Source organism: Alteraurantiacibacter buctensis (genome assembly GCF_009827655.1).
GTDB classification, from domain to species: Bacteria; Pseudomonadota; Alphaproteobacteria; order Sphingomonadales; family Sphingomonadaceae; genus Alteraurantiacibacter; species Alteraurantiacibacter buctensis.
Genome location: NZ_WTYV01000005.1, coordinates 214,733 through 236,874 on the forward strand (window position 1 = coordinate 214,733; position 22,142 = coordinate 236,874).

A 22,142-nucleotide genomic window follows, 5' to 3' on the forward strand; every position below is an offset into this window, starting at 1 on the left:
GCAGGGTTGCAGCTACGGGGTGTGGCCGCCCATATCTGGCCAGACCATGAACCGCGTCCGCCTGCTTGTCCTCAATGCCGCCCTCGGCCCGCTAGACTACCGCGTCCCCGCAGGGATGGAAGTGGTCGCGGGTTCCGTGGTGCTGGCCCCGCTGGGCCCGCGCCAGGTGGTCGGCATCGTCTGGGAGGAGGAACGCCTGCCCGGCACTTCGGTGCCCGATGAGCGGTTGCGCCCGCTGCTGGGCGTGCTGCCGGTGCCGCCGCTGAAGGCCGAACTGCGCCGGTTGATTGAGTGGACGGCGGACTATTACGTGGCCCCGCTGGCCGCCATTGCCCGCATGGTGATCGCCAGCGGCGGCGCGCTGCGTGGTCCTTCCACCATCACCGAATACCGCCTGTCCGGCGGCCTGCCCGAACGCTTGACCGCGCAGCGCCAGGCCGCGATGGAGGCGCTGGAGGGCGAGCAGGCGACGATCCGCGAACTGGCGGGAATTGCCGGCGTGTCCGAAGGGGTGCTGCGCGGCCTCTTGAACCAGGGCGTGCTGGAGCCGGTTGAGGTCGATTGCGACCGGCCCTATCCCCCCGCCCGCCCCGATTTCGCCGTTCCGAACCTGAACCCCGAGCAGCGCGCCGTGGTCGACGAACTGGTGGCAGCGGTGCGCGCGGCGGCCTATGCCCCCTTCCTGCTCGACGGGGTGACCGGATCGGGCAAGACCGAGGTCTACGGCGAGGCGATTGCCGAAGCGTTGCGGCTGGGCCGCCAGGTGCTGGTGCTACTGCCCGAAATCGCCCTGACCGAGGCATTCCTGAAGCGCTTTGCCGACCGCTTCGGCGCAGCCCCGATCCTGTGGCATTCCGCCCTGAAAAGCACCGAGCGCCGCCGCGCCTTTCGCGCCATTGCCAGCGGGGAGGCACAGGTGGTGGTGGGCGCGCGCTCCGCCCTGTTCCTGCCCTATGCGAACCTTGGCCTGATCGTGGTCGACGAGGCGCACGAGGTGAGTTTCAAGCAGGGCGACGGGGTGCGCTACAACGCGCGCGACGTGGCCGTGATGCGCGCCCGGTTCGAAGGCATCCCGGTGGTGCTGGCCAGCGCCACACCCGCGCTGGAAAGCCTGGCGATGGCCGACCAGGGGGTCTATCGCAAGCTGGACCTGCCCGCCCGCTTCGGCGGCGCGCAGATGCCTGCCATCCGCACCGTGGACCTGACGCAGGAAAAGCCGCCCAGCCAGCACTGGCTGGCCCCGCCACTGGTGGCCGCGCTGAAGGACCGGCTGGCGAAGGGCGAGCAGAGCCTGCTGTTCCTCAACCGCCGCGGCTATGCCCCGCTGACGCTGTGCCGCCACTGCGGCTATCGCTTCAAGTGCCCCAATTGCAGCGCCTGGCTGGTGGAGCACCGCCTGTCGCAGCGCCTCGCCTGCCACCACTGCGGGCTGGAAACCCGGCCGCCCAGTGCCTGCCCCGAATGCCACGAGGAAGATTGCCTGGTCGCCTGCGGCCCGGGGGTGGAGCGGATTGCCGACGAGGTGGCGGCGATCATGCCCGATGCGCGGGTGGCCCTGGTCACGTCCGACACCGTCAATTCGCCCGACAAGGCGGCGCAGTTCATTGCCGAGGCGGAAAGCGGCGCGATCGACGTGATCGTGGGCACCCAGCTGGTCACCAAGGGCTTCCATTTCCCGGAGCTGACGCTGGTGGGCGTGGTCGATGCGGACCTTGGCCTGGAAGGCGGCGACCTGCGCGCGGCGGAGCGGACCTACCAGCAGGTGGCCCAGGTGGCCGGGCGCGCCGGGCGCGGGGCCAAGCCGGGCGAGGTGCTGATCCAGACGCGCCATCCGCAAGAGCCGGTAATCGCCGCACTTGCCGCCGGGGATCGCGATGCCTTCTATACTGCGGAGACGGAAGCCCGCCGCGATGCCGGGGCGCCACCGTTCGGGCGGTGGGCGGCGATCATCGTCTCCAGCGAGGACGATGCCGAGGCGCGCGAGGCAGCCAACCGCATCGGCGCCACCCGCCCGATGCTGGCCGATGTGCAGGTGATCGGCCCGGCCCCCGCCCCGCTGAGCCTGCTGCGCGGGCGCTATCGCTATCGCCTGCTGCTCAACGCGCGGCGCAGCGCGAAGGTGCAGGATGTAATCCGTGACTGGCTGGAACCCCTCACCTTCCCCAGCGGCGTGCGCGTGGGGGTGGACATTGATCCGTATAGCTTCGTTTGAGTGTTAGGCGGACAGCGGGGGATGACCGCGCCTGTCCTTGTGCCTGTACTGGGTGACCAGCTCACCCCCACCCTCGCCAGTCTGCGCGGGTGCGACAAGGGGACCACGATCGTCCTGATGATGGAGGTGGCTGAGGAAGCCACCTACGTGCGCCATCATCAGCAGAAGCTGGTGCTGTTCTTCTCCGCCATGCGCCATTTCGCGGCAGAACTGGCGGCGGACGGCTGGCAGGTCGACTATGTGCGGCTGGACGATCCCGCCAACGCCGGCACCTTCAGCGGCGAGGTGGCCCGCGCGGTGGAGCGCCATTGTCCGCGAGCGATCCGCGTGGTCGAGCCGGGTGAGTGGCGCGTCCTCACCGCGATGCAGGAATGGGGCGACAAGCTCGCCTGCCCGGCGGAGATCCTGCCCGACGACCGCTTCGTCTGCTCGCTGGCCGAATTCCGCGCCTGGGCGGACGGGCGCAAGCAGTTGCGGATGGAGTTCTTCTATCGCGAAATGCGCCGCAAGACCGGGCTGCTGATGGACGGGGCCGAACCGGTCGGCGGGCAATGGAACTTCGACCATGACAACCGCGCCGGCCCGCCCAGGGGCCTGAAGGCCCCGCCCCGCCCGCACTTTGCACCCGATGCCGTAACGCAGGAGGTGATCGCCCTGGTTCGCGATCGCTTCGGCGGCCATTTCGGCACGCTGGACAGCTTTGCCTGGCCCGTCACGCGCGGTGAGGCCGAGGCAGCCGCCGCCGCCTTCTTCGAACAACGCCTGCCCGATTTCGGCAAGTATCAGGATGCCATGGTGGCGGGCGAGGACGACCTGTTCCACTCGCTGCTGTCCACCAGTCTGAACCTTGGCCTGCTCGACCCGCTGGACCTGTGCCGCCGGGCGCAGGCCGAATACCACGCCGGGCGCGCGCCGCTCAACTCGGTGGAGGGATTCATCCGCCAGATCATCGGCTGGCGCGAATACGTGCGCGGCTTCTACTGGACTTTCATGCCCGGCCTGGCCGATGCCAACAAGCTGCACGCCACCCGCCCGCTGCCGGACTTCTGGTGGACGGGCAATACGGACATGCGCTGCCTGGCCGATTGCGTGCGCTCCACCCGCGACAATGCCCATGCCCACCACATCCAGCGGCTTATGGTGCTGGGCAATTTCGCCCTGCTGGCCGGGATTGACCCCCGCGCGGTGCAGGACTGGTTCCTGACCGTCTATGCCGATGCCATCGAGTGGGTGGAACTGCCCAACGTGGCGGCGATGGCGCTCTATGCCGATGGCGGCGCGCTGGCGTCCAAGCCCTATGCCGCCAGCGGGGCCTATATCCACCGCATGTCCGATTACTGCGGCAAGTGCCGCTATTCCGTGGCGCAGAAGACAGGACCGGATGCCTGCCCTTTTAACGCGCTCTACTGGCACTTCATGCAGGCCAACCGCCGCCTGCTGGAAGCCAATCCCCGGATCGGCCGGATCTTTGCCACCTGGGACCGGATGGGCGAGGAAAGGCAGGCCGAATACCTCGCCAGCGCGGAAGCACTCTTGGCCCGGCTGGAACCTGCAGCGCCTGGCTGGGCGCGGGAATGAATCAGGAAGGATTCGCCTCGCGCCGCAGCAGTTCGCGCTTGATCGCCTCGCCCCAGGCATAGCCGCCCAGCGTGCCATCGGCCGCGATCACGCGGTGGCAGGGCACGATTACCGCCACCGGGTTGGCCCCGTTGGCCCCGCCCACCGCGCGCGTGGCCGTGGGCTGCCCGATGGCGGCGGCGATCTGGGCATAGGATCGGGTCTCCCCCCGGGGGATGGCGCGGAGCTGCGCCCACACCCGATGCTGGAACGGGGTGCCGCCGGTATCGAGCGGGATGTCCGCCGCGTCCGGCCCCTGCTCGATCCGCGCCAGCACCTTGTCCGCCAGGCCATCGGGCAGGCCGCCGCGCACCAGCCGGGCCCGGGGGAAGCGGGCGGCCAGCCCGGCCTCGTCCTCGTTGAAAGCCAGGCGGCACAGGCCCTTGTCGGTCGCCGCCAGCAGGACACTTCCCAGCGAACTGCTCACCACGTCCCAGCCGATGGTGACGCCTGCCCCGCCCTTGCGCCAGGCCGCCGGGGCCATGCCTAGGCGGTTGCGCATGGCGGCATAGAAACGCGCGGCGCTTTCATAGCCGGCCTCATAGATGGCATCGGTGATCCGCCCGCCCCCGGCCAGCGCCCGCTCGGCCCGCTCCTCGCGCAGCGCGCGGGCAAAGGCGGCGGGCGACATTCCCGTTATGCGCGTGAACTGGCGTTGCAGGTGAAAGGGCGAACAGCCGAGCGCGGCGGCCAGCTCGGCCAGGGACGGGGCCTTGCCCTCGCCATCGAGCAGACGGGCGGCGCGGGCGACAAGATCGGTAGATGCCTGGGTCATGGCCTTATCCATAGGCAAGCGGAACATGATTGCTTCTCGAATCTTGCACAATCGTGGTGCAATTGGGAGAAGCCCCCCGATGAAGCCATTCCTGCGCCTTGTAATCCTGCTGCTGGCCCTGCTCGGCGGCCCGGCCCTGGCCGACCCGGGTGACATCGACGCCGCCTCGCGCGGGGTGGTGCGGGTGATCGTGGTCGGCGGCGAGGGCGAGGAGGTCTATCCCGTCAGCCACGGATCGGGCTTTGCCGTGGATGCCGAGACCATCGTCACCAATGCCCACGTGGTCAGCGAGGCCGTGAACGATCCTGACCTTGCCATCGGCCTGGTCCCCTCCAGCGGCGGCAACGCGGTCTATGGCCGGGTAATCGCCGTGTCCCCGCGTAACGACCTGGCGCTGGTCCGCACCACGCACCCCATGCGCCTGCCACCGCTGACCATTGCCGGCAATGCCCCGGCCAACTCCACCGCCGTGCTCGCCATCGGCTATCCGATGAACGTGGACCAGGCGCAGGGCCTGGGCGAGGAGGACCTGTTCCGCGCCCAACCGCCGGTGACCAGCCAGGGCTTCCTGTCCGGCCGCCGCCCCAGCCGCGATTTCGACACCCTGCTGCACACCGCCCCCATCGCGCGCGGCAACAGCGGCGGCCCGCTGGTGGACCAGTGCGGCCGGGTGGTGGGCGTCAATTCGTTCGGGGCAGAGAGCAACGCGACCGAGGCGGAGTTCTTCTTTGCCGTGACCATGCGCGAACTGCTGCCCTTCCTGCGCGCCAACGGCATCACCCCGCAGATGAATTCACTCCCCTGCCGCAGCCTAGACGAGCTGGAGGAAGCCGAGCGCCAGCGGGCCGAGCGGCAGATGCTCACCGCCCAGCGCGAGGCGCAGGCGGCCGAGCAGGAAGCCGCCCGCCAGAGCGACGACCTCCGCGCGCAGGTCGCCTTCGAGGTGCTGGACGAGCGGGCCGCCGGCCTGTTCGCGGCTTTCATCCTGCTGCTGATCGCCGGGGCAGCCGGAGCCTATGCCGCCCACGCCCACCGCCAGCAGAACCTGCGCCACCGCGCGCTTGCCGGTTCGGTGGCCCTGATGGCGCTGGCCGCCGCGCTGATCGCCTGGTTCACCCGCCCCGCCTATGCCGACATTCAGGAGCGGGTGGAGGAACGGCTGCGCGAACAGATGGACAGCCCGCAGACCGGCCCGCTGCCCCAGCCCGCCAGCACGGCGGGCAATCTCACCTGCACGCTCGATACCGGCCGCAGCCGCATCATCGGTGAACCGGTGGCGGAATTCCCCCTGCGCTGGACCGAGGCCGGCTGCGTCAACGGCCGCACCCAGTATGGCGCCACCGGCGGGGAATGGAGCCGGGTGTTCGTGCCGGGAGACGAGGATACCGTCTCGGTTAACCGCTATGACCCGCAGGCGCGCGAATATGTGGTGGAGCGCTACCTGCTGGACCGCACGGCAATGGACGAATTGCGCTCAGTGCGCGCCGAGTTCCAGGCCCCGGCCTGCAATGCGGGTGGCACGGCCGCGACCGACCTGGGTGACCGGCAGCAGGCCATCCTGACCATGCTGCCCGACCGGCCCAACGAACGGCTGGTCTACACCTGCAGCGAGGATTCTGCCGCCACTGGCGAATGAGTCCACGGCTCAAGGCCTGCGGGCGGGTTGCAAGCGGCGAATGACCCTGCTAGGCGCGCGCCAACCTTGCCCGGACCAACCCGTTTGAGTCCGATTGTCGGCAAGTGACATCAATCGTCTTCGAACCTTCCAGGGGACTTTCGCGCGTGGAGCTTTCCGCCGGTATCAAGGCAAGTCTGGCAGGGCGTTATGCCTCTGCCCTGTTCGACCTCGCAAGCGAGGCGGGCACCGTGTCGGCCGTGGAGGGCGATCTCGAGAATCTCGAAGCCGCGCTGCGCGAATCGGCTGAACTGCGGGCGCTGATCCGCAACCCGGAAGTGAAGCGCAGCCAGCTGGGCCGCGTGGTGGCCGGCTTGGCCGCGCACCTCAAGCTGTCGCCGCTCACCGGCAATTTCCTGGGCGTGCTGGCGCAGAACCGCCGCGTGGGCGATCTGCCCGCGATCATCCGGGCATTCGCCATGATCGCCGCCGGCCAGCGCGGTGAAGTGGCTGCCGAGGTGACCAGCGCCCATCCGCTCAGCGCCCAGCAGATGACCGATCTGGAAGCCCGCCTGCGCGCCCGCGAAGGCCGCACCGTCAAGCTCAAGTCGAAGGTGGACCCCGCCCTGCTGGGTGGTCTGGTCGTCACCATCGGCTCCAAGCGGATCGACAGCTCGATCCGCACCCGCCTCAATTCCCTCTCTCAAGCGATGAAGAGCGCCTGAGGGCGCAACCGAAAGGCTGAACATGGAAATCCGCGCCGCAGAAATCTCCAAGGTCATCAAGGACCAGATCGCCAACTTCGGCACCGAAGCCGAAGTCAGCGAAGTCGGCTCCGTGCTGTCGGTGGGTGACGGTATCGCCCGTATCCACGGCCTCGACAGCGTGCAGGCCGGCGAGATGGTGGAATTCGCCAACGGTGTGCAGGGCATGGCCCTGAACCTGGAAGCCGACAACGTCGGCGTGGTGATCTTCGGCTCCGACGCCGAGATCAAGGAAGGCGACAGCGTAAAGCGCACCGGCACCATCGTGGACGTGCCCGTGGGCAAGGGCCTGCTGGGCCGCGTGGTCGACGCGCTGGGCAACCCGATCGACGGCAAGGGCCCGCTGACCGACGTGGTCCGCACCCGCGTGGAAAAGAAGGCCCCGGGCATCATCCCGCGGCAGTCGGTCTCCGAGCCCGTGCAGACCGGCCTGAAGGCGATCGACGCCCTGGTGCCGGTTGGCCGTGGCCAGCGCGAACTGATCATCGGTGACCGCCAGACCGGCAAGACCGCCGTGGCGATCGACACCTTCATCAACCAGAAGGAAGCCAACGCCGGCACCGACGAGAGCAAGAAGCTCTACTGTATCTATGTCGCCGTGGGCCAGAAGCGCTCCACCGTGGCGCAGATCGTGCGCCAGCTGGAAGAGAACGGCGCGATGGAATATTCCATCGTGGTCGCCGCCACCGCGTCGGAGCCCGCTCCGCTGCAGTATCTCGCGCCCTACACCGGCGCCGCGATGGGCGAGTTCTTCCGCGACAACGGCATGCACGCCGTGATCGTGTACGATGACCTTTCCAAGCAGGCCGTGGCCTATCGCCAGATGTCGCTGCTGCTGCGCCGCCCGCCGGGCCGCGAAGCCTATCCGGGTGACGTGTTCTATCTGCACAGCCGCCTGCTGGAGCGCGCCGCCAAGCTGAACGACGAGAACGGCTCGGGCTCGCTCACCGCGCTGCCGATTATCGAAACCCAGGCGGGCGACGTGTCGGCCTACATCCCGACCAACGTGATTTCGATCACCGACGGCCAGATCTTCCTCGAAACCGGCCTGTTCTACCAGGGCGTGCGCCCGGCCATCAACGTGGGCCTCTCGGTGTCCCGCGTGGGCGGTGCCGCGCAGACCAAGGCGATGAAGAAGGTGTCCGGCTCGATCAAGCTGGAGCTGGCGCAGTACCGCGAAATGGCGGCATTCGCGCAGTTCGGCTCGGACCTCGACGCCGCCACGCAGAAGCTGCTCAATCGCGGCGCGCGCCTGACCGAGCTGCTCAAGCAGCCGCAGTTCAGCCCGATGCCGTTCGAAGAACAGACCGTGTCGATCTATGCCGGCACCAACGGCTTCCTGGACGCCGTGCCGGTCAACCGGGTGAACGAGTACGAGGCGGCCATGCTCAGCTACATGCGCAACGAGCACGGGGCAGTCCTGGCCGAAATCCGCAACTCGCAGAAGTTCGAAGGCGAAGTGGCGGAGAAGACCAAGGCCGCTCTCACCGCTTTCGCCAAGCAGTTCGCCTGAGCCCTTCAAGAGCCTGACTAGGGAGCCGAAATGGCCTCGCTGAAAGAACTCAAGGGCCGGATCAACTCGGTCAAGTCGACCCAGAAGATCACCAAGGCCAAGCAGATGGTCGCGGCGGCAAAGCTGCGCAAGGCGCAGGCTGCGGCCGAAGCCGCGCGCCCCTATGCCACGCGGCTGAGCGCGGTGATGGCATCGCTGGCCGGCAAGGTCAGCGGTGACAGCGCGCCCAAGCTGCTGGCCGGCAACGGATCGGACAAGCGCCACCTGCTGGTGGTGGTTAACACCGACAAGGGCCTGTGCGGCGGTCTCAACTCGAACATCGTCAAGGAAGCGCGCAACCAGGCCCGTGCCTTGGAAGCCCAGGGCAAGGACGTCTCGTTCTACCTCGTCGGCAAGAAGGGCCGCGCGCCGCTGAGCCGTGACTTCCCCGGCAAGACCGGCGAAGGCTTCGACACCGGCAACGTGCGCACCCCCGGCTTTACCGAGGCGGAAGCCATCGCTGCCGAGCTGGTGGCACTGTTCGATGCCGGCATGTTCGATGTCGCGCACCTGATCGCCCCGGTGTTCAAGAGCGCACTGGCGCAGGACCCGGTGACCCAGCAGCTGATCCCCGTGCCCGCCCCTGCCACGTCGGCCGCCGCCGATGCCGTGGTGGAATACGAGCCGGACGAGGAAGCCATTCTGGCCGAACTGCTGCCGCGCTATGTGAAGACCCAGGTCTTCGGCGCGCTACTGGAGCGGGAAGCCAGCGAACAGGGCGCATCGATGACCGCGATGGACAACGCCACGCGCAACGCCGGTGACCTGATCAACAAGCTGACCATCCAGTACAACCGCAGCCGTCAGGCCGCGATCACCACCGAACTCATCGAAATTATCGCGGGCGCCGAAGCGCTCTAACCGAATTCAAGGCAAGGAAACGAACATGGCCACCGCCCCCGTCCTTAACCAGAGCCCCAACGGCACGATCGCCCAGGTGATCGGCGCCGTCGTCGACGTCGCTTTCGAAGGCGAGCTGCCGGCAATTCTCACCGCGCTGGAAACCCGCAACGGCGACAACACGCTGGTGCTGGAAGTGGCCCAGCACCTGGGCGAGAACACCGTGCGCACCATCGCCATGGACGCAACCGAAGGCCTGACCCGCGGCCAGGAAGTGGTAAATACCGGCGCGCAGATCTCGGTGCCGGTCGGCCCCAAGACGCTGGGCCGCATCATGAACGTGATCGGCCAGCCGATCGACGAGCGTGGCCCGATCGGTGCCGACCAGGTCGCCCCGATCCACGCCAAGGCTCCCGAATTCGTCGACCAGTCGACCGAAGCGGCCATCCTGGTCACCGGCATCAAGGTGATCGACTTGCTGGCCCCCTATGCGCGCGGCGGCAAGATCGGCCTGTTCGGCGGCGCCGGCGTGGGCAAGACCGTGCTGATCCAGGAACTGATCAACAACATCGCCAAGGGCCACGGCGGCGTGTCGGTGTTCGCCGGCGTGGGTGAGCGCACCCGCGAAGGCAACGACCTGTATCACGAGTTCCTCGACGCCGGCGTTATCGCCAAGGACGCCGAAGGCAACGCCACCAGCGACGGGTCGAAGGTGGCCCTGGTGTTCGGCCAGATGAACGAACCGCCGGGCGCCCGTGCCCGCGTGGCCCTGTCGGGCCTGACCATGGCCGAATACTTCCGCGACCAGGAAGGCCAGGACGTGCTGTTCTTCGTGGACAACATCTTCCGCTTCACCCAGGCCGGTTCGGAAGTGTCGGCGCTGCTGGGCCGCATTCCTTCGGCCGTGGGCTACCAGCCCACCCTGGCGACCGACATGGGCGCGCTTCAGGAACGCATCACCTCGACCACCAAGGGCTCGATCACCTCGGTGCAGGCGATCTACGTTCCCGCGGACGACTTGACCGACCCTGCGCCGGCCACCTCGTTTGCCCACCTTGACGCCACCACCACGCTGAACCGCGCGATTTCCGAGCTGGGCATCTACCCGGCGGTGGACCCCCTGGACTCGACCAGCCGCGTGCTGACCCCGGCGGTCGTGGGCCAGGAGCACTATGACACCGCCCGCCGCGTCCAGGAGACGCTGCAGAAGTACAAGAGCCTGCAGGACATCATCGCCATTCTGGGCATGGACGAGCTGAGCGAAGAAGATAAGCTGACCGTGGCTCGCGCCCGCAAGATCCAGCGCTTCCTGTCCCAGCCGTTCCACGTGGCCGAGGTGTTCACCAACATCCCGGGCAAGTTCGTGCAGGTGGAAGACACCGTGAAGAGCTTCAAGGCCGTGGTGGATGGCGAATACGACCACCTGCCCGAAGCCGCCTTCTACATGGTTGGCGGGATCGACGAAGCCGTGGCCAAGGCCAAGAAGCTGGCCGAAGAGGCATAAGCACGATGGCCCTGCACTTCGAACTTGTCACCCCGGCCAAGCTGGTCCGGTCCGAGGACGTCTACATGGTGGTCGTCCCCGGCACCGAGGGCGAGTTCGGCGTGCTGGAGGGCCATGCGCCCTTCATGTCCACCATCCGCGATGGTGCCGTGCAGGTGTTCCGCACTGCCGGCGCCGCGCCGGAGACGATCCAGGTGCGCGGCGGCTTTGCCGAAGTGGGCGAGAACGGCCTGACCGTGCTTGCCGAGCACGTCGAAGCCTGAGGACAATTCCCCGGGCGCCCTTTTGCCGGCGCACCCACAGCGATAGTCCCCTGGTGTCACGGCACCGGGGGATTTTTCGTATGGGCGGACAATACTTCTCGCTGGCCCGGCTGGCCGAACGCTGGTTCGGACCCTGGCCGGTGCAACTGGCGTGGTTCCTGCTGTTTGCGCTGGTCACCCGCTGGACCATGCTGGGTGACCCCAACTACCATGATGACGAAACGCTGTTTTTCCTGATCGGGCAAAGGATGCTCGACGGGGCCATTCCCTATGTCGACGTGTGGGACCGCAAGGGCCCGGGGTTGTTCGCCCTGTTTGCCGGGTTCGCGGCCATTTCGGATTCGGTGCTGTCCTACCAGATCGGGGCGCTGGTCTTTGCCGCGCTGACCGCTTTCGTCCTCGCGCGGATCGCCCACCGCCACACCGGCTGGCTCGGGGCCATGCTGGCGGGGACCATGTACCTGGCCGTGCTGCCGCGCGTGATGGGCGGCGGGGGACAGGCGGGGGTCTATTTCAACCTGCCGGTCATCATCGCCGCCTGGTTGGTGCTGGCCCGCCCCCCGGCGCGCGGCCCCACCCGCGCCTCGCTGGCGGCGATGCTGCTGTGTGGCCTTGCCATTACCTTCAAGCAGACGGTGATCTTCGACGGGGGCTTTCTGGGCCTGCTGCTGCTGTGGCAGCACTGGCGCGCGGGTGCCCGCCCGGCAGAACTGGCGAAGGCCGCCAGCTTCTATGCCGCAGCGGGCGCGCTGCCGATGCTGGCCTTCGCGGCAATCTATGCGGGCCTGGGGCACTTCGCCGAGTTCTGGCACGCCATGGTGCTGTCGAACCTCGCCAAGCAGTACGATGCGGGCAACGATATCCCCACCCGCGTCTTTGCCATGGCCTTCCTGCTGCTGCCGCTGCTGGTCCCCGCCGTGCTGGGCCTGACGCGGGCACGCGAGTATGACGGCAAGACCATGCCGCGCGGGGCCATGCTGGGCTGGCTGGCGGCCACGCTGGCGGCCCTGGTGGCGATCCCCAATTTCATCGACCACTACCTCATCCCCGTGGTGCTGGTGCTGAGCTTGTGCGCAGCGCCGTTCCTGCAGCGCGAACCCTGGGGGCCGGTGCTGGGCCTGCTGGGGCTGGCCGTGATGCTGTCCTTCGGGCCGCAGTTCGACCGCGCAACACGGATCGAATCGCGCCAGGCGATGACCCGGCTGGCCGGGCAGATCGCCGTCGACCGGCCCGAACCACGGCTGTTCCTGTTCCAGGGGCCGGTGGCGCTCTACAGCATGACCGGCAGCTACCCGCCCACGCCGCTGCTGTTCCCGCTGCACCTGGAAGCCATGCCGGAGCGCAATGTCAGCCACCTCGACACGGCCGGCGAAGTGAGTCGCGTGCTGGCCTGGCAACCCACCACCGTGCTGGTGCGCGCCGAGCGGCACAGCTCCGAGAACCCCGAGACCTTTGCCCTGGTCGATGCCTGGGTGCGCGCCCATTGCGGCTCGGTCAAAACATGGAACCTGCCCAACCGCTATGGCCAGCGGCTGTACGATGTGTGGAGCGACTGCCGGGTGGACCAGGCGCCGCGCTGATCGCGCGAGGCAATTGGTTAACCACGCTTGCGCTAAACCCGGGGGCATGAGCGGAGCCCCGTCAGCAGCCCTTGCCACTACCGCCACGGCCGATCCGGCGGCGGACGCTACAGGGCTGCACGGCTGGCGCTGGCACGCCGTGGTGATGGCCATGGTCACCCTTGCCACCCTGGTCTCGCGCGCCGCCTTCTTCGGCGACCAGGCCGCCGGCTATGACGAACAGCTCTATTCGCTGGTCGCCCAGCGGATGCTGGCGGGTGACCTGCTTTATGTCGATATATGGGATCGCAAGTCGGTGGGCCTGTTTGCGATCTTTGCCTTTGCCCACCTGCTGGGGGGCGACGATGCGCTGGCCTACCAGCTTTTCGCCTGCCTGTTCGCAGCGGTCGGCGGATGGCTGGTCTACCTGGCCGCGCGGCCGCTGGCCGACCGGTTGACGGCCTGTGGTGCAGCCATGCTCTACCCGCCCCTGATCGCGCTCTACGGCTCCTATTCCGGCCAGGCGGAAAACTTCTTCATTCCACTGGTGATCGCCGCTTTCGTGCTGGTGACCAGGCTGGATCGGGGGAACGCCGAGGTGCGCGCAGCGGCAGCCATGGCCTTTGGCGGGCTGGCCCTGCAGGTGAAGTTCACCGTGGCTCCGCAATGCCTGCTGCTGGGAGCGCTGGCCCTGTGGCATTTCCGCGCCGAACCCCTGCCCCGCCTGGCCGGGCGGGCGGCAGCCTATGCTCTGATCGGGCTGGCACCGACGCTGCTCGTTACGGGCTATTACGCCGCAGTCGGGCATTTCGACGCCTACTGGTACGCCAGCGTCGCCTCCAGCATGGACCGCGCACCATCGGGCGGCGGGCGCTTCATGGCTGAACACCTGTCCGCGCTGGCCCCCATGGCCACGCTGGCCCTTGCCGGCATCTACGCCGCCTTCCGCCTCAACCCGCCGCAGGACCGGGGCTATTACCGGCTGGTTGGGCTGTGGGGCCTGAGTGCCCTTGCCGGCATCTACCTGCCGGGCACGCTCTACCTCTATTACTATGCGGCCTTCGTGCCGATGGCGATCCTGCTGGCGCTGCCCTTCCTCGATCGCCGGCCACGGATGGGCTGGCTGCCACTGCCGCTTGCGCTGCTGGCATGTCTGGTCCTGCTCAACATTCCTCTGCGTCTGGACGAGGCCCGCGCCAGCCGCCAGGCGGTGGACGATATGGCGCTGGCGATCCGTTCGCATGTCGATGCCCGGTCACGCTGCCTGCTGATATTCGATGGCCCGATGGCACTACAGCGGCTTTCCGGGGGCTGCCTGCCTTCGCGGATTGTCTATTCCGACCACTGGAACAACCTGCTGGAACGCGACGCCCTGGGCCTTGACCGGGTGGCCGAATTGCAGCGTGTGCTGGCCCGCAGGCCGGGTGCCATCATCACCGCCGACGATCGCGTGACCGAGCAGGACCCCGATACCAACCGCCTGATCCGACAGGCGCTGGCGGCCGATTATGTCCACGTGATCGCCCGCCCTATCCACAAGCGGACCTATCATGCATGGGTCCTGCGCGATCATCGTTCCTGAGTGGAGGCCAGCGCCCGCCCGTCCCACCACAGGATCAGGCCCGCCAGCATGATCACCAGCGCCCCGCCGACGGTGGCCAGCGTGGGCACGTTATCGAACACCAGCCAGCCCAACAGGCTGGCGGTGATGAGCTGGACATAGGTTGCCGGGGCCACGGTGGCCGCACCTGCACGTGTGGTGCCATGATAGATCAGCCAATGGCCGGTTGTGCCGGTCACCGCCACGAAGGCGCAGCGGGCCACCACGGTCCAGTCGGGCCAGCCGGCATGGAAAAACTCCAGCCCGCTCACGGCCCCTGCCAGCGCGGCGATGGACAGCAGCACGGCCGATCCCGCCGCCACGAAGAACTGCATGGAAAGCGCGCTGCCCGCACCGGCCGAGGCGCGGTTGGCGATCACCAGCAGGCTCATCCCCAGCGCGGTGAACAGCGGCAGCAGGGCCGGCCAGCCCAGCGTGACCACGTTGGGCTGGAGGATGACCAGCACTCCGGCAAAGGCCACCGCAATGGCAACCCAGGTGGCCGGGCGCACATTCTCGCCCAGCAAGGGACCGCTGAGCAGCGCGGTGAAGGCCGGCGCCACGAAGGCAATCGAGATGGCAGTCGCCAGCGGCATGATGAACACCGCACAGAAGAACCCGCAGGTGGCCGTGGCCAGCGCCGCCCCGCGCGCCACCTGCAACCACGGCCGCTGCGGGCGGAAGGCGGCCCGCCCCTCCGCGCGCCACAGCATGGTGCCCAGCACCAGCGATCCCATGATGAAGCGCAGCGCGGCCACCGCCACGGGCGACCAAACGCCCGCCATCGTCTTGGTTACTGCATCGCCCAGCGAGAACAGGGCAAACCCCGCCAGCGCCGCCAGCAGCCCGCCCCGGACGTCGTGGGTCATGCCTTCCGCCGGCGGGCGGCGTGCCACAGGTACAGGCCGGCACCGATGATGATCGCCGCCCCCAGCAGGGCCATCGCATCGGGCCGGTCGCCAAAGAAGTACCAGCCCAGCGCGGTCGCCATCAGCAACTGGCCATAGGTCATCGGCGCAATGGTGCCTGCGCCGGCGCGCATCGTGCCCATGAAGATCAGCCACTGGGCCAGCGTCGCGGTCAGGCCGATGAAAGCGCAGCGGGCCACCACGGTCCAGTCGGCCACGCCAACGTGGAACCGCTCCACCCCGCTCACGTGGCCCACGGCAGTCGCCCCCAGCAGGAAGATCAGCGCGGTGACCGACATGTAATATTGCATGGCCAGCACGCTGGCCCGTCCGCTCACCTTGCGGTTGGTGATGATCGTCACGGCCATGCCGCTGGCGCCCAACAGGGGGAACAGCACGCCCCACCCGGCGCTGTCGAAATTGGGCCGCAGTACGATAAACACGCCGATGAAGGCCAGCAGCGTGGCGATCCAGGTCTCGGCCTTTGCCTTTTCCTTCAGGAAGATCATGGCCAGCACGGCGGTGATCATCGGCTGGGTGAATGCGATGGTCGTCGCCTCGGCCAGCGGCATCAGCCACACGGCCAGGAACATGCCCAGGGCCGAGCAACTGATCGCCACGCCGCGCACCCATTGCAGCCTGTCGCGCGGCAGGGCCAGCGCCGCCACCCCTTCATGCCGCACCACCAGCACGGCCAGCAGGCAGGTGCCCACGAAATAGCGGGTGGTGGCCATTGCCGTGGCCGGCCATTCGCCCGCCATGCCCTTGATGATCGCATCGCCGATCGACAGCGTGCAGAAGCCGGCCAGGGCAAACAGCAGCCCCGCGCGATCCGATTGTTGCATCTGGCCGGCGATCCTTCCTTGAACCCTCGGCACGGGCCATAGGCGCATGTCCAGCGTTCTGCAAAGGGCCTGACGCGCGATTAACCACACGCGGGAAAGGCCCACTTAACCAGTTCTTCACCTAAATTGGCGACACGGGAGGCTGGATCAGGTGGCGGTCTTTCCCTGCCGCCCGGTCGACTGAAGGACGAGGTTACGCGACAATGAGCGCTTTCGGACGCAAGAGCGGTGCTGCGGGTATGGGCCAGGGTGCCCGGCCCTCCTTCGGCGTTGCCCGCCCCATGCGCGGCGGCGGTGCCCCTGTGCCGGGCGGCATGCCGGCCGGCGGCGAGCAGTTCCCCCCGATCCCGTCCGATGCAGCCCCCGCAGCCCCCGCGGGAGACAGCTATTCCAACGCCTACAACCGCGATGACGCGATGACCCGGCTGGCCGACCGCGCCAATGCCATTGCCGAAGCCAATCACGAGCCAACCGGGTTCGAAGCCAGCGTCCACAAGATCAAGGAGCAGGTGCTGCCGCGCCTGCTGGAACGCGTCGACCCCGAAGCCGCCGCCACGCTGACCAAGGACGAGCTGTCCGAGGAATTCCGCCCCATCATCATGGAGGTGCTGGCCGAGCTGAAGATCACCCTCAACCGGCGCGAGCAGTTCGCGCTGGAAAAGGTGCTGATCGACGAGCTGCTGGGCTTCGGCCCCCTGGAAGAGCTGTTGAGCGACCCGGACGTGTCCGACATCATGGTCAACGGCCCGGACCAGACCTACATCGAAAAGAAGGGCAAGCTGCAGATTGCCCCGATCAAGTTCCGCGACGAAAGCCACCTGTTCCAAATTGCCCAGCGCATCGTGAACCAGGTGGGCCGCCGCGTTGACCAGACCACCCCGCTGGCCGATGCCCGCCTGAAGGACGGTAGCCGCGTCAACGTGATCGTGCCGCCGCTGTCCCTGCGCGGCACGGCCATCTCGATCCGCAAGTTTTCCGAAAAGCCGATCACCATCGATATGCTGCAGGGCTTCGGCTCCATGAGCGTGAAGATGGCCACCGCGCTGAAGATCGCCGGTGCCTGCCGAATGAATATCGTTATCTCGGGTGGCACCGGCTCGGGCAAGACGACCATGCTCAACGCCCTGTCGAAGATGATCGACCCCGGCGAGCGCGTGCTGACCATCGAGGACGCGGCGGAACTGCGCCTGCAGCAGCCGCACTGGCTGCCGCTGGAAACCCGCCCGCCGAACCTGGAAGGCCAGGGTGCCATCACCATCGGTGACCTCGTCAAGAACGCCCTGCGTATGCGGCCTGACCGGATCATCCTGGGCGAAATCCGCGGCGCGGAGTGCTTCGACCTCCTCGCCGCGATGAACACCGGCCACGATGGCTCGATGTGTACGCTGCACGCCAACAGCCCGCGCGAATGCCTTGGCCGTATGGAAAACATGATCCTGATGGGCGACATCAAGATCCCCAAGGAAGCCATCAGCCGCCAGATCGCCGAATCGGTGGACCTGATCGTGCAGGTGAAGCGTCTGCGCGACGGCAGCCGCCGCACCACCAACATCACCGAGGTGATCGGCATGGAAGGCGACGTGATCGTCACCCAGGAACTGTTCAAGTTCGAGTACCTGGACGAGAGCGAGGACGGCAAGATCCTGGGCGAATTCCGCAGTTCCGGCCTGCGCCCCTACACGCTGGAAAAGGCCCGCCAGTTCGGCTTTGACCAGGCCTATCTTGAGGCGTGCCTCTAACTCTTCAGCAGGCCCAGTACCGCCACCAGCAGGGCCAGCAGGCCCACGCCGAACAGCAGCAGTGAAAGGCTGCTCCACGGCACCCAGCCGACCGCGTCCAGATGGCGGCGGCGCTGGCGGCGCACTTGTCCCTGCCAGGCCAGGATGGCCAGCAGCAGGCACGCCGCACCGGCCAACCCCAGCAGGGCAGCATCGCTGGCGAAGAGGAGATCGTGGCGCAGGTCCATCGCGCTGGCCATATGTGACCGCTCGGCCTCCAGCGCAATGCTTGCACAAGCGCCGCGCCGGACTATGGCGAACCCATGAGCGCGCGCGAGCATGACCGGCCGGTCCTGGCCCTGCTGATCCGTCTTGGGGGGATCGCCGGCCTCGCCGCCATGGCCGCGCTGATCAAATTTGCCTCAACCCGCGGCCTGCACCTGATCGAGCTGCTGTTCTGGCGCCAGTTCCTGGCCCTGCCGATCCTGCTGGGCTGGGCGCTGCTGAGCGGCGGCGTGTCGCAACTGGGCAGCAAACGGCCCAAGGCGCAGATAGCGCGCGGGGTCACCGGGCTGATCGGCATGATCCTGAATTTTGGTGCGGTGATCATGCTGCCGCTGGCCGAGGCAACCACCTTCGGCTTTTCCGCCCCGATCTTTGCCGTGCTGCTTTCCGTGCTGCTGATGCGCGAGAAGGTGGGAGTGTGGCGCTGGTCGGCCGTGCTGGCAGGGTTCCTGGGCATTGTGGTGATTGCCCAGCCGGGCAATTCGGACCATGCCATCCCGCTGTTCGGGGCGGCCGTGGCGCTGGGCGGGGCTTTCATGATCGCGCTGATCTCGATCCAGATCCGCGACCTGTCGAAGACCGAGAACTCGATGGCCATCGTGTTATGGTTTGCCGCCACCAGCTCGCTGCTGCTGCTGCCCGCACTGCCCTTTGTTTCCACCGCACATGGGTGGGAAGACTGGGGCCTGCTGCTGGCCATCGGCATCACCGGCACGCTGGGCCAGGTGGGCATCACCACCGCGCTGCGCTTTGGCCAGGTGGCCAGCGTGATCGTGATGGATTATTCGTCGATCGTCTGGGCCACGCTGTTCGGCTGGCTGCTGTTTGCGGCGCTCCCCAGCACCAGCACCTGGTTTGGCGCGCCGCTGATCATCCTGGCCGGCCTGATCATCGGCTGGCGCGAGCGGCTGGCCCACAAGCGCTTCGTGGATCAGCGGGCCACGAGCGGGGGAACCTGACTTCGGCAGGGCCGTTAAGCAGCAGTTGAAAGGAGTTCTGCCATGTCCCGCAAGATCGTTCTGGGCGTTACCGCTGCCCTGATGGCTCTGACCGCTACCGCATGCAACACCGTGCGCGGCGCCGGTGCCGACCTGGAATCCGCCGCCAACGCGGTTGACGAAGAGACGTAAGCGCTCAGGTCTTCCGATAGACCAGCATGATATTGTTGGCGGGCATGGCTACGCGCCGTGTCCGCCGCAATGCATTATGGATGCAGAGTTCGTCCATCCAGGCAGTGTCACGCAAGCCGAAGCGGGCATCCTGCCCTTTCAGCCAGGCATTGAATTCCAGATTGCTGGGCGCGGTGGGAACGCCGGCTTCCAGCCACGGGCCATAGACGATCAGCGGGGCTCCCTCAGGCAATATCCGGCCGGCAGCACGAACCAGGCCAAGGGTCGCTTCAGGGGGGCTGATATGGATCATGTTGATGCACACTACGGCATCGGCCACCGCCACCGGCCACTCGCTTGCCGAGGCATCGATAGCCAGCGGCGTGGCGATGTTGGCAAGGCCGCTGTCCGACGACCAGGCCGCGATGGAAGCGCGGGCGCCTTCATCGGGGTCACTTGGCTGCCACCGGAGTTGCGGAAAGCGCGCGGCAAAGTGGATCACGTGTTCCCCCGTGCCGCTGGCCACTTCCAGCACCGTGCCGCTGGCAGGCAATTCCTCCGCCAGGACATCGGCAATCGGGCCGCGGTTGCGCGCGGCGGCGGGGGCCTCGCGCTTCACTTCAGCACCTTGCTGCGCGCGGGACCGGCGCGGCGGGCGGCAGGCTCTCGCACGGCCAGCCACACCAGCAGGCCCAGCGGCCCTGCCATAAAAGTGGCGATCAGGACCGGGGCCTGCCACAGCTTGGGAAACTGCTTGGCATCGGCATCCCGCGCGATCCACACGCCGGTGAACAGGTCAAGCGCCAGGTAGTGGACCCAGCCCACCACCACGCCGCCATCGGACAGGAAGATGTTCCTCACCCCCTGGATGCTGGTGAAGCCTGCCTGCCCGGCCCCTGCTGCCTTGTTGCCATCAAGCAGGCCGGTCACCAGGCCCAGCAGCATGACCGCGTAGGTGAGGCAAAGCAGCGCCACCCCGCAATACATCACTGCGCTGAAGGTAACGGGCGTGCGCCGAGCCAGGACCAGCGCCGCCCAGCAGGCCAGTGCCACCAGGTTGGCAGCGGTGAACAGGCCTTCCCACATTATCGCTCTCCCTCACCCGCGCGCCGCCAGCGACCGGCCAAGCGGTGCAGGCTGTCATGATCGTGCACGAAGCGGCCGGGGGCCTTCTCCTGCGTGCATTGCAGCGCCGCGGCGGCCACATCTGCGGCGCGGATCGCGCGGTACTGCCGCCGTTCTCCATGCAATACCATATTGCCCAGCGGTGCGGCCAGTTGACCAAGCAGTTCCAGTGGTCGCAGGTGTCCGGGGCGGTGGCCGCGCAGCAGGCCGGGTCGCAGCACGTCCAGCCGGGTGAAGCCGATCTTCTCCAGCCCCGCTTCCATCTCGCCCTTGGTCCTGAGGTAGAAATTGCGACTGGCAAGGGTTGCGCCCACGCTGGAGACGACGGCGAAACCCGTGGCCCCTGCCCCCCTGGCATGCATGGCCGCGCGCAGCACCAGGTCACGGTCGATCGCGGCGAAGGCGTCCTTGTCGCCGCCCTGCTGGCGGATCGTGGTGCCCAGCGCGCAGATCACATGGGTCGCCCCAACCGTGGCGATGGCCCGGTCCCATCCCTCGGGCGGGGCCACCAGCACTTCCATCCTTGCGCCCGGCGGCAGCGCCACTTCGCTGCGCGCAACGGCCACCAGCCGCACTTCCGGACGACCAACGGCCAGCGCCAGCACCTGCTGGCCGACCAGGCCCGATGCGCCCAGCACCAGTACGCGGCGCGGATCAGACATTGGACAGCCCCTCCGGCACCTGGCCGAACACGCGGGCATAGCTGTCGATGGCAAAGCGGTCGGTCATGCCGGCGATGAAATCGGCGATATGCCGGGCACGGGCGTCCGGTTGTTCGGGCAAGGTGTCCACCCAGCTTGCGCTCATCAGGTCGGGCTGCTGGTCGAACGCCGCATAGAGCTGGGCGATCACCTTGTGCGCTACCCTGGCCGTGGCCAACTGGTCCGGGTGATAATAGAGCCGCTCGTACAGGAACGCCTTCAGTCGCCGCTCCCGCTGCGTCCATTCGGGCGAGAGGGTCGCCAGGGCCCTGCCCGCCTGGCGCACATCGTCCACCGATTGCAGCCCTGCCACATTGGCGCGGGTGGTGGCGATCAGGTCGGTCACCATCACGCCGATCTGGTCGCGCACCAGTTCGCGCAGTTGCAGCGCGCGCGGCGCGTCAGGATGGCGGGCGCGCACCGCGTTCCACTGGACTTCCAGGAAATCGAGCGTCAGCAGGTCGTCCAGGTCCAGGAACCCGGCGCGCAGGCCATCGTCGATGTCGTGGTTGTCATAGGCGATATCGTCGGACAGCGCGGCCACCTGCCCTTCCAGCGATGACCACTGGTCGAGATCGAGCGGATAAGCCCCGTCCAGTTCCGCCAGCGCCCAGCCCGGCGCGGTGACTGGCCCATTGTGCTTGGCCAGGCCCTCCAGCATCTCCCAGCTCAGGTTCAGGCCCGGCACATCGGCATAGGGGCGCTCCAGCCGCATCAGCACGCGCAGGCAGTGTTCGTTGTGGTCCCACCCGCCGTGAGGGGCCAGCGCGGCGTTCAGCGCGTCCTCACCTGCATGGCCGAACGGCGGGTGGCCGATATCGTGCGCCAGGCACAGGGCCTCGGCCAGATCCTCGTCCAGCCCCAGGCTGCGCGCCGCCACGCGGCCGATCTGGGCCACTTCCAGGCTGTGGGTCAGGCGCACACGGTAATGGTCACCATCGGGCGCGATGAACACCTGTGCCTTGCCCGCCAGCCGCCGGAACGCGATCGAGTGGATGATCCGGTCACGGTCACGCTGGAACGGGCTGCGCGGCCCCCGCGTCCCCTCGGCCCCCAAGGCAAACTCACGCCCGCGCGAATGCGCAGGATTGGCGGCAAAGGGGGCGAGTGACATGGGGGACGGGCTAGATGCCGCTGCCGGTGCTGGCAA

The 22,142-nt window shown here is 67.7% G+C and carries 21 protein-coding genes; 13 read left to right on the top strand and 8 right to left on the bottom strand.

Going from position 1 to position 22,142, the window contains the following annotated elements; translation table 11 throughout:
* The first annotated feature begins 46 nt into the window (after positions 1-46).
* Together GRI99_RS13195 and GRI99_RS13200 are read left to right on the top strand one after the other, a co-directional pair.
* Positions 47-2,212, top strand: a complete 2,166-nt coding sequence (locus GRI99_RS13195; RefSeq protein ID WP_160772511.1) for a primosomal protein N' — start codon at positions 47-49, stop codon at positions 2,210-2,212.
* Positions 2,213-2,233: 21 nt separating this feature from the next.
* A complete protein-coding gene (locus tag GRI99_RS13200; RefSeq protein ID WP_160772512.1) occupies positions 2,234-3,790 on the top strand; it encodes a cryptochrome/photolyase family protein in 1,557 nt (518 codons plus the stop codon).
* Position 3,791: 1 nt separating this feature from the next.
* Here the strand turns inward: GRI99_RS13200 and GRI99_RS18885 are convergent, their stop codons facing one another.
* The gene (locus tag GRI99_RS18885) at positions 3,792-4,604 is read right to left on the bottom strand and encodes a bifunctional transcriptional activator/DNA repair enzyme AdaA (protein WP_202393090.1); all 813 of its coding nucleotides are present in this window, start codon (positions 4,602-4,604) and stop codon (positions 3,792-3,794) included.
* Positions 4,605-4,683: 79 nt separating this feature from the next.
* Between GRI99_RS18885 and GRI99_RS13210 the strand changes: the two genes are divergently transcribed.
* The 8 genes from GRI99_RS13210 (at position 4,684) to GRI99_RS13245 (ending at position 14,283) form a co-directional block, all read left to right on the top strand.
* Positions 4,684-6,240: a S1 family peptidase gene (locus GRI99_RS13210; RefSeq protein WP_160772514.1), complete on the top strand. Its 1,557-nt coding sequence runs from the start codon at positions 4,684-4,686 to the stop codon at positions 6,238-6,240.
* A 146-nt stretch (positions 6,241-6,386) separates the two neighbouring features.
* Positions 6,387-6,944: a F0F1 ATP synthase subunit delta gene (locus tag GRI99_RS13215; protein ID WP_160772624.1), complete on the top strand. Its 558-nt coding sequence runs from the start codon at positions 6,387-6,389 to the stop codon at positions 6,942-6,944.
* A gap of 22 nt (positions 6,945-6,966) precedes the next feature.
* Entirely contained in the window at positions 6,967-8,496 is a 1,530-nt protein-coding gene (gene atpA, locus GRI99_RS13220; protein ID WP_160772515.1) for a F0F1 ATP synthase subunit alpha, read from the top strand.
* Positions 8,497-8,526: 30 nt separating this feature from the next.
* Positions 8,527-9,396: a F0F1 ATP synthase subunit gamma gene (locus GRI99_RS13225; protein ID WP_160772516.1), complete on the top strand. Its 870-nt coding sequence runs from the start codon at positions 8,527-8,529 to the stop codon at positions 9,394-9,396.
* 25 nt (positions 9,397-9,421) lie between these two features.
* Positions 9,422-10,879, top strand: coding sequence for a F0F1 ATP synthase subunit beta (gene atpD / locus GRI99_RS13230; RefSeq protein ID WP_160772517.1), 1,458 nt, complete (start codon positions 9,422-9,424; stop codon positions 10,877-10,879).
* A 5-nt stretch (positions 10,880-10,884) separates the two neighbouring features.
* Complete coding sequence (locus tag GRI99_RS13235; protein ID WP_160772518.1) at positions 10,885-11,142, top strand: ATP synthase F1 subunit epsilon; 258 nt, start codon at positions 10,885-10,887, stop codon at positions 11,140-11,142.
* An 80-nt stretch (positions 11,143-11,222) separates the two neighbouring features.
* Entirely contained in the window at positions 11,223-12,722 is a 1,500-nt protein-coding gene (locus GRI99_RS13240) for an ArnT family glycosyltransferase (protein ID WP_160772519.1), read from the top strand.
* A gap of 46 nt (positions 12,723-12,768) precedes the next feature.
* Positions 12,769-14,283 (top strand): ArnT family glycosyltransferase, encoded by a 1,515-nt coding sequence (locus GRI99_RS13245; RefSeq protein WP_160772520.1) that lies wholly within the window; start codon positions 12,769-12,771, stop codon positions 14,281-14,283.
* Here GRI99_RS13245 and GRI99_RS13250 read toward each other — a convergent pair.
* Both GRI99_RS13250 and GRI99_RS13255 read right to left on the bottom strand, forming a co-directional pair.
* Positions 14,271-15,170 (bottom strand): DMT family transporter, encoded by a 900-nt coding sequence (locus GRI99_RS13250; RefSeq protein WP_160772521.1) that lies wholly within the window; start codon positions 15,168-15,170, stop codon positions 14,271-14,273. The two genes, GRI99_RS13245 and GRI99_RS13250, sit on opposite strands and share 13 nt — an antisense overlap.
* Positions 15,167-16,054 (bottom strand): DMT family transporter, encoded by an 888-nt coding sequence (locus tag GRI99_RS13255; protein ID WP_160772522.1) that lies wholly within the window; start codon positions 16,052-16,054, stop codon positions 15,167-15,169. Before GRI99_RS13255 ends, GRI99_RS13250 begins: the two co-directional genes overlap by 4 nt.
* A gap of 203 nt (positions 16,055-16,257) precedes the next feature.
* Here GRI99_RS13255 and GRI99_RS13260 point away from each other — a divergent pair, with 203 nt between their 5' ends.
* A complete protein-coding gene (locus GRI99_RS13260; RefSeq protein ID WP_202393091.1) occupies positions 16,258-17,793 on the top strand; it encodes a TadA family conjugal transfer-associated ATPase in 1,536 nt (511 codons plus the stop codon).
* On the opposite strand, the gene GRI99_RS13265 is transcribed toward GRI99_RS13260, so the two are convergent.
* Positions 17,790-18,032 (bottom strand): hypothetical protein, encoded by a 243-nt coding sequence (locus tag GRI99_RS13265; RefSeq protein WP_237438340.1) that lies wholly within the window; start codon positions 18,030-18,032, stop codon positions 17,790-17,792. The two genes, GRI99_RS13260 and GRI99_RS13265, sit on opposite strands and share 4 nt — an antisense overlap.
* Positions 18,033-18,095: 63 nt before the next feature.
* On the opposite strand from GRI99_RS13265, the gene GRI99_RS13270 reads away from it, so the two are divergent.
* Positions 18,096-19,016 (top strand): DMT family transporter, encoded by a 921-nt coding sequence (locus GRI99_RS13270; protein ID WP_160772523.1) that lies wholly within the window; start codon positions 18,096-18,098, stop codon positions 19,014-19,016.
* Positions 19,017-19,058: 42 nt separating this feature from the next.
* Positions 19,059-19,187: a hypothetical protein gene (locus GRI99_RS18890; RefSeq protein ID WP_272917411.1), complete on the top strand. Its 129-nt coding sequence runs from the start codon at positions 19,059-19,061 to the stop codon at positions 19,185-19,187.
* Positions 19,188-19,191: 4 nt separating this feature from the next.
* Here GRI99_RS18890 and GRI99_RS13275 read toward each other — a convergent pair whose 3' ends face one another.
* Genes GRI99_RS13275 through GRI99_RS13290 form a run of 4 tightly spaced genes read right to left on the bottom strand, consistent with a single transcriptional unit; the run spans position 19,192 to position 22,106 of the window.
* Positions 19,192-19,785, bottom strand: coding sequence for a DUF938 domain-containing protein (locus GRI99_RS13275; protein ID WP_160772524.1), 594 nt, complete (start codon positions 19,783-19,785; stop codon positions 19,192-19,194).
* On the bottom strand, positions 19,782-20,252 hold the full coding sequence (locus GRI99_RS13280) for an ABA4-like family protein (protein WP_160772525.1): 471 nt from the start codon (positions 20,250-20,252) through the stop codon (positions 19,782-19,784). The genes GRI99_RS13275 and GRI99_RS13280 overlap by 4 nt, the downstream gene beginning before the upstream one ends.
* Positions 20,252-20,953 carry a Rossmann-fold NAD(P)-binding domain-containing protein gene (locus GRI99_RS13285; protein WP_160772526.1) on the bottom strand — a complete coding sequence of 234 codons (702 nt, stop codon included), beginning with the start codon at positions 20,951-20,953 and terminating at the stop codon, positions 20,252-20,254. Before GRI99_RS13285 ends, GRI99_RS13280 begins: the two co-directional genes overlap by 1 nt.
* The gene (locus tag GRI99_RS13290; protein ID WP_160772527.1) at positions 20,946-22,106 is read right to left on the bottom strand and encodes a deoxyguanosinetriphosphate triphosphohydrolase; all 1,161 of its coding nucleotides are present in this window, start codon (positions 22,104-22,106) and stop codon (positions 20,946-20,948) included. The genes GRI99_RS13285 and GRI99_RS13290 overlap by 8 nt, the downstream gene beginning before the upstream one ends.
* Positions 22,107-22,142 lie beyond the last annotated feature (36 nt).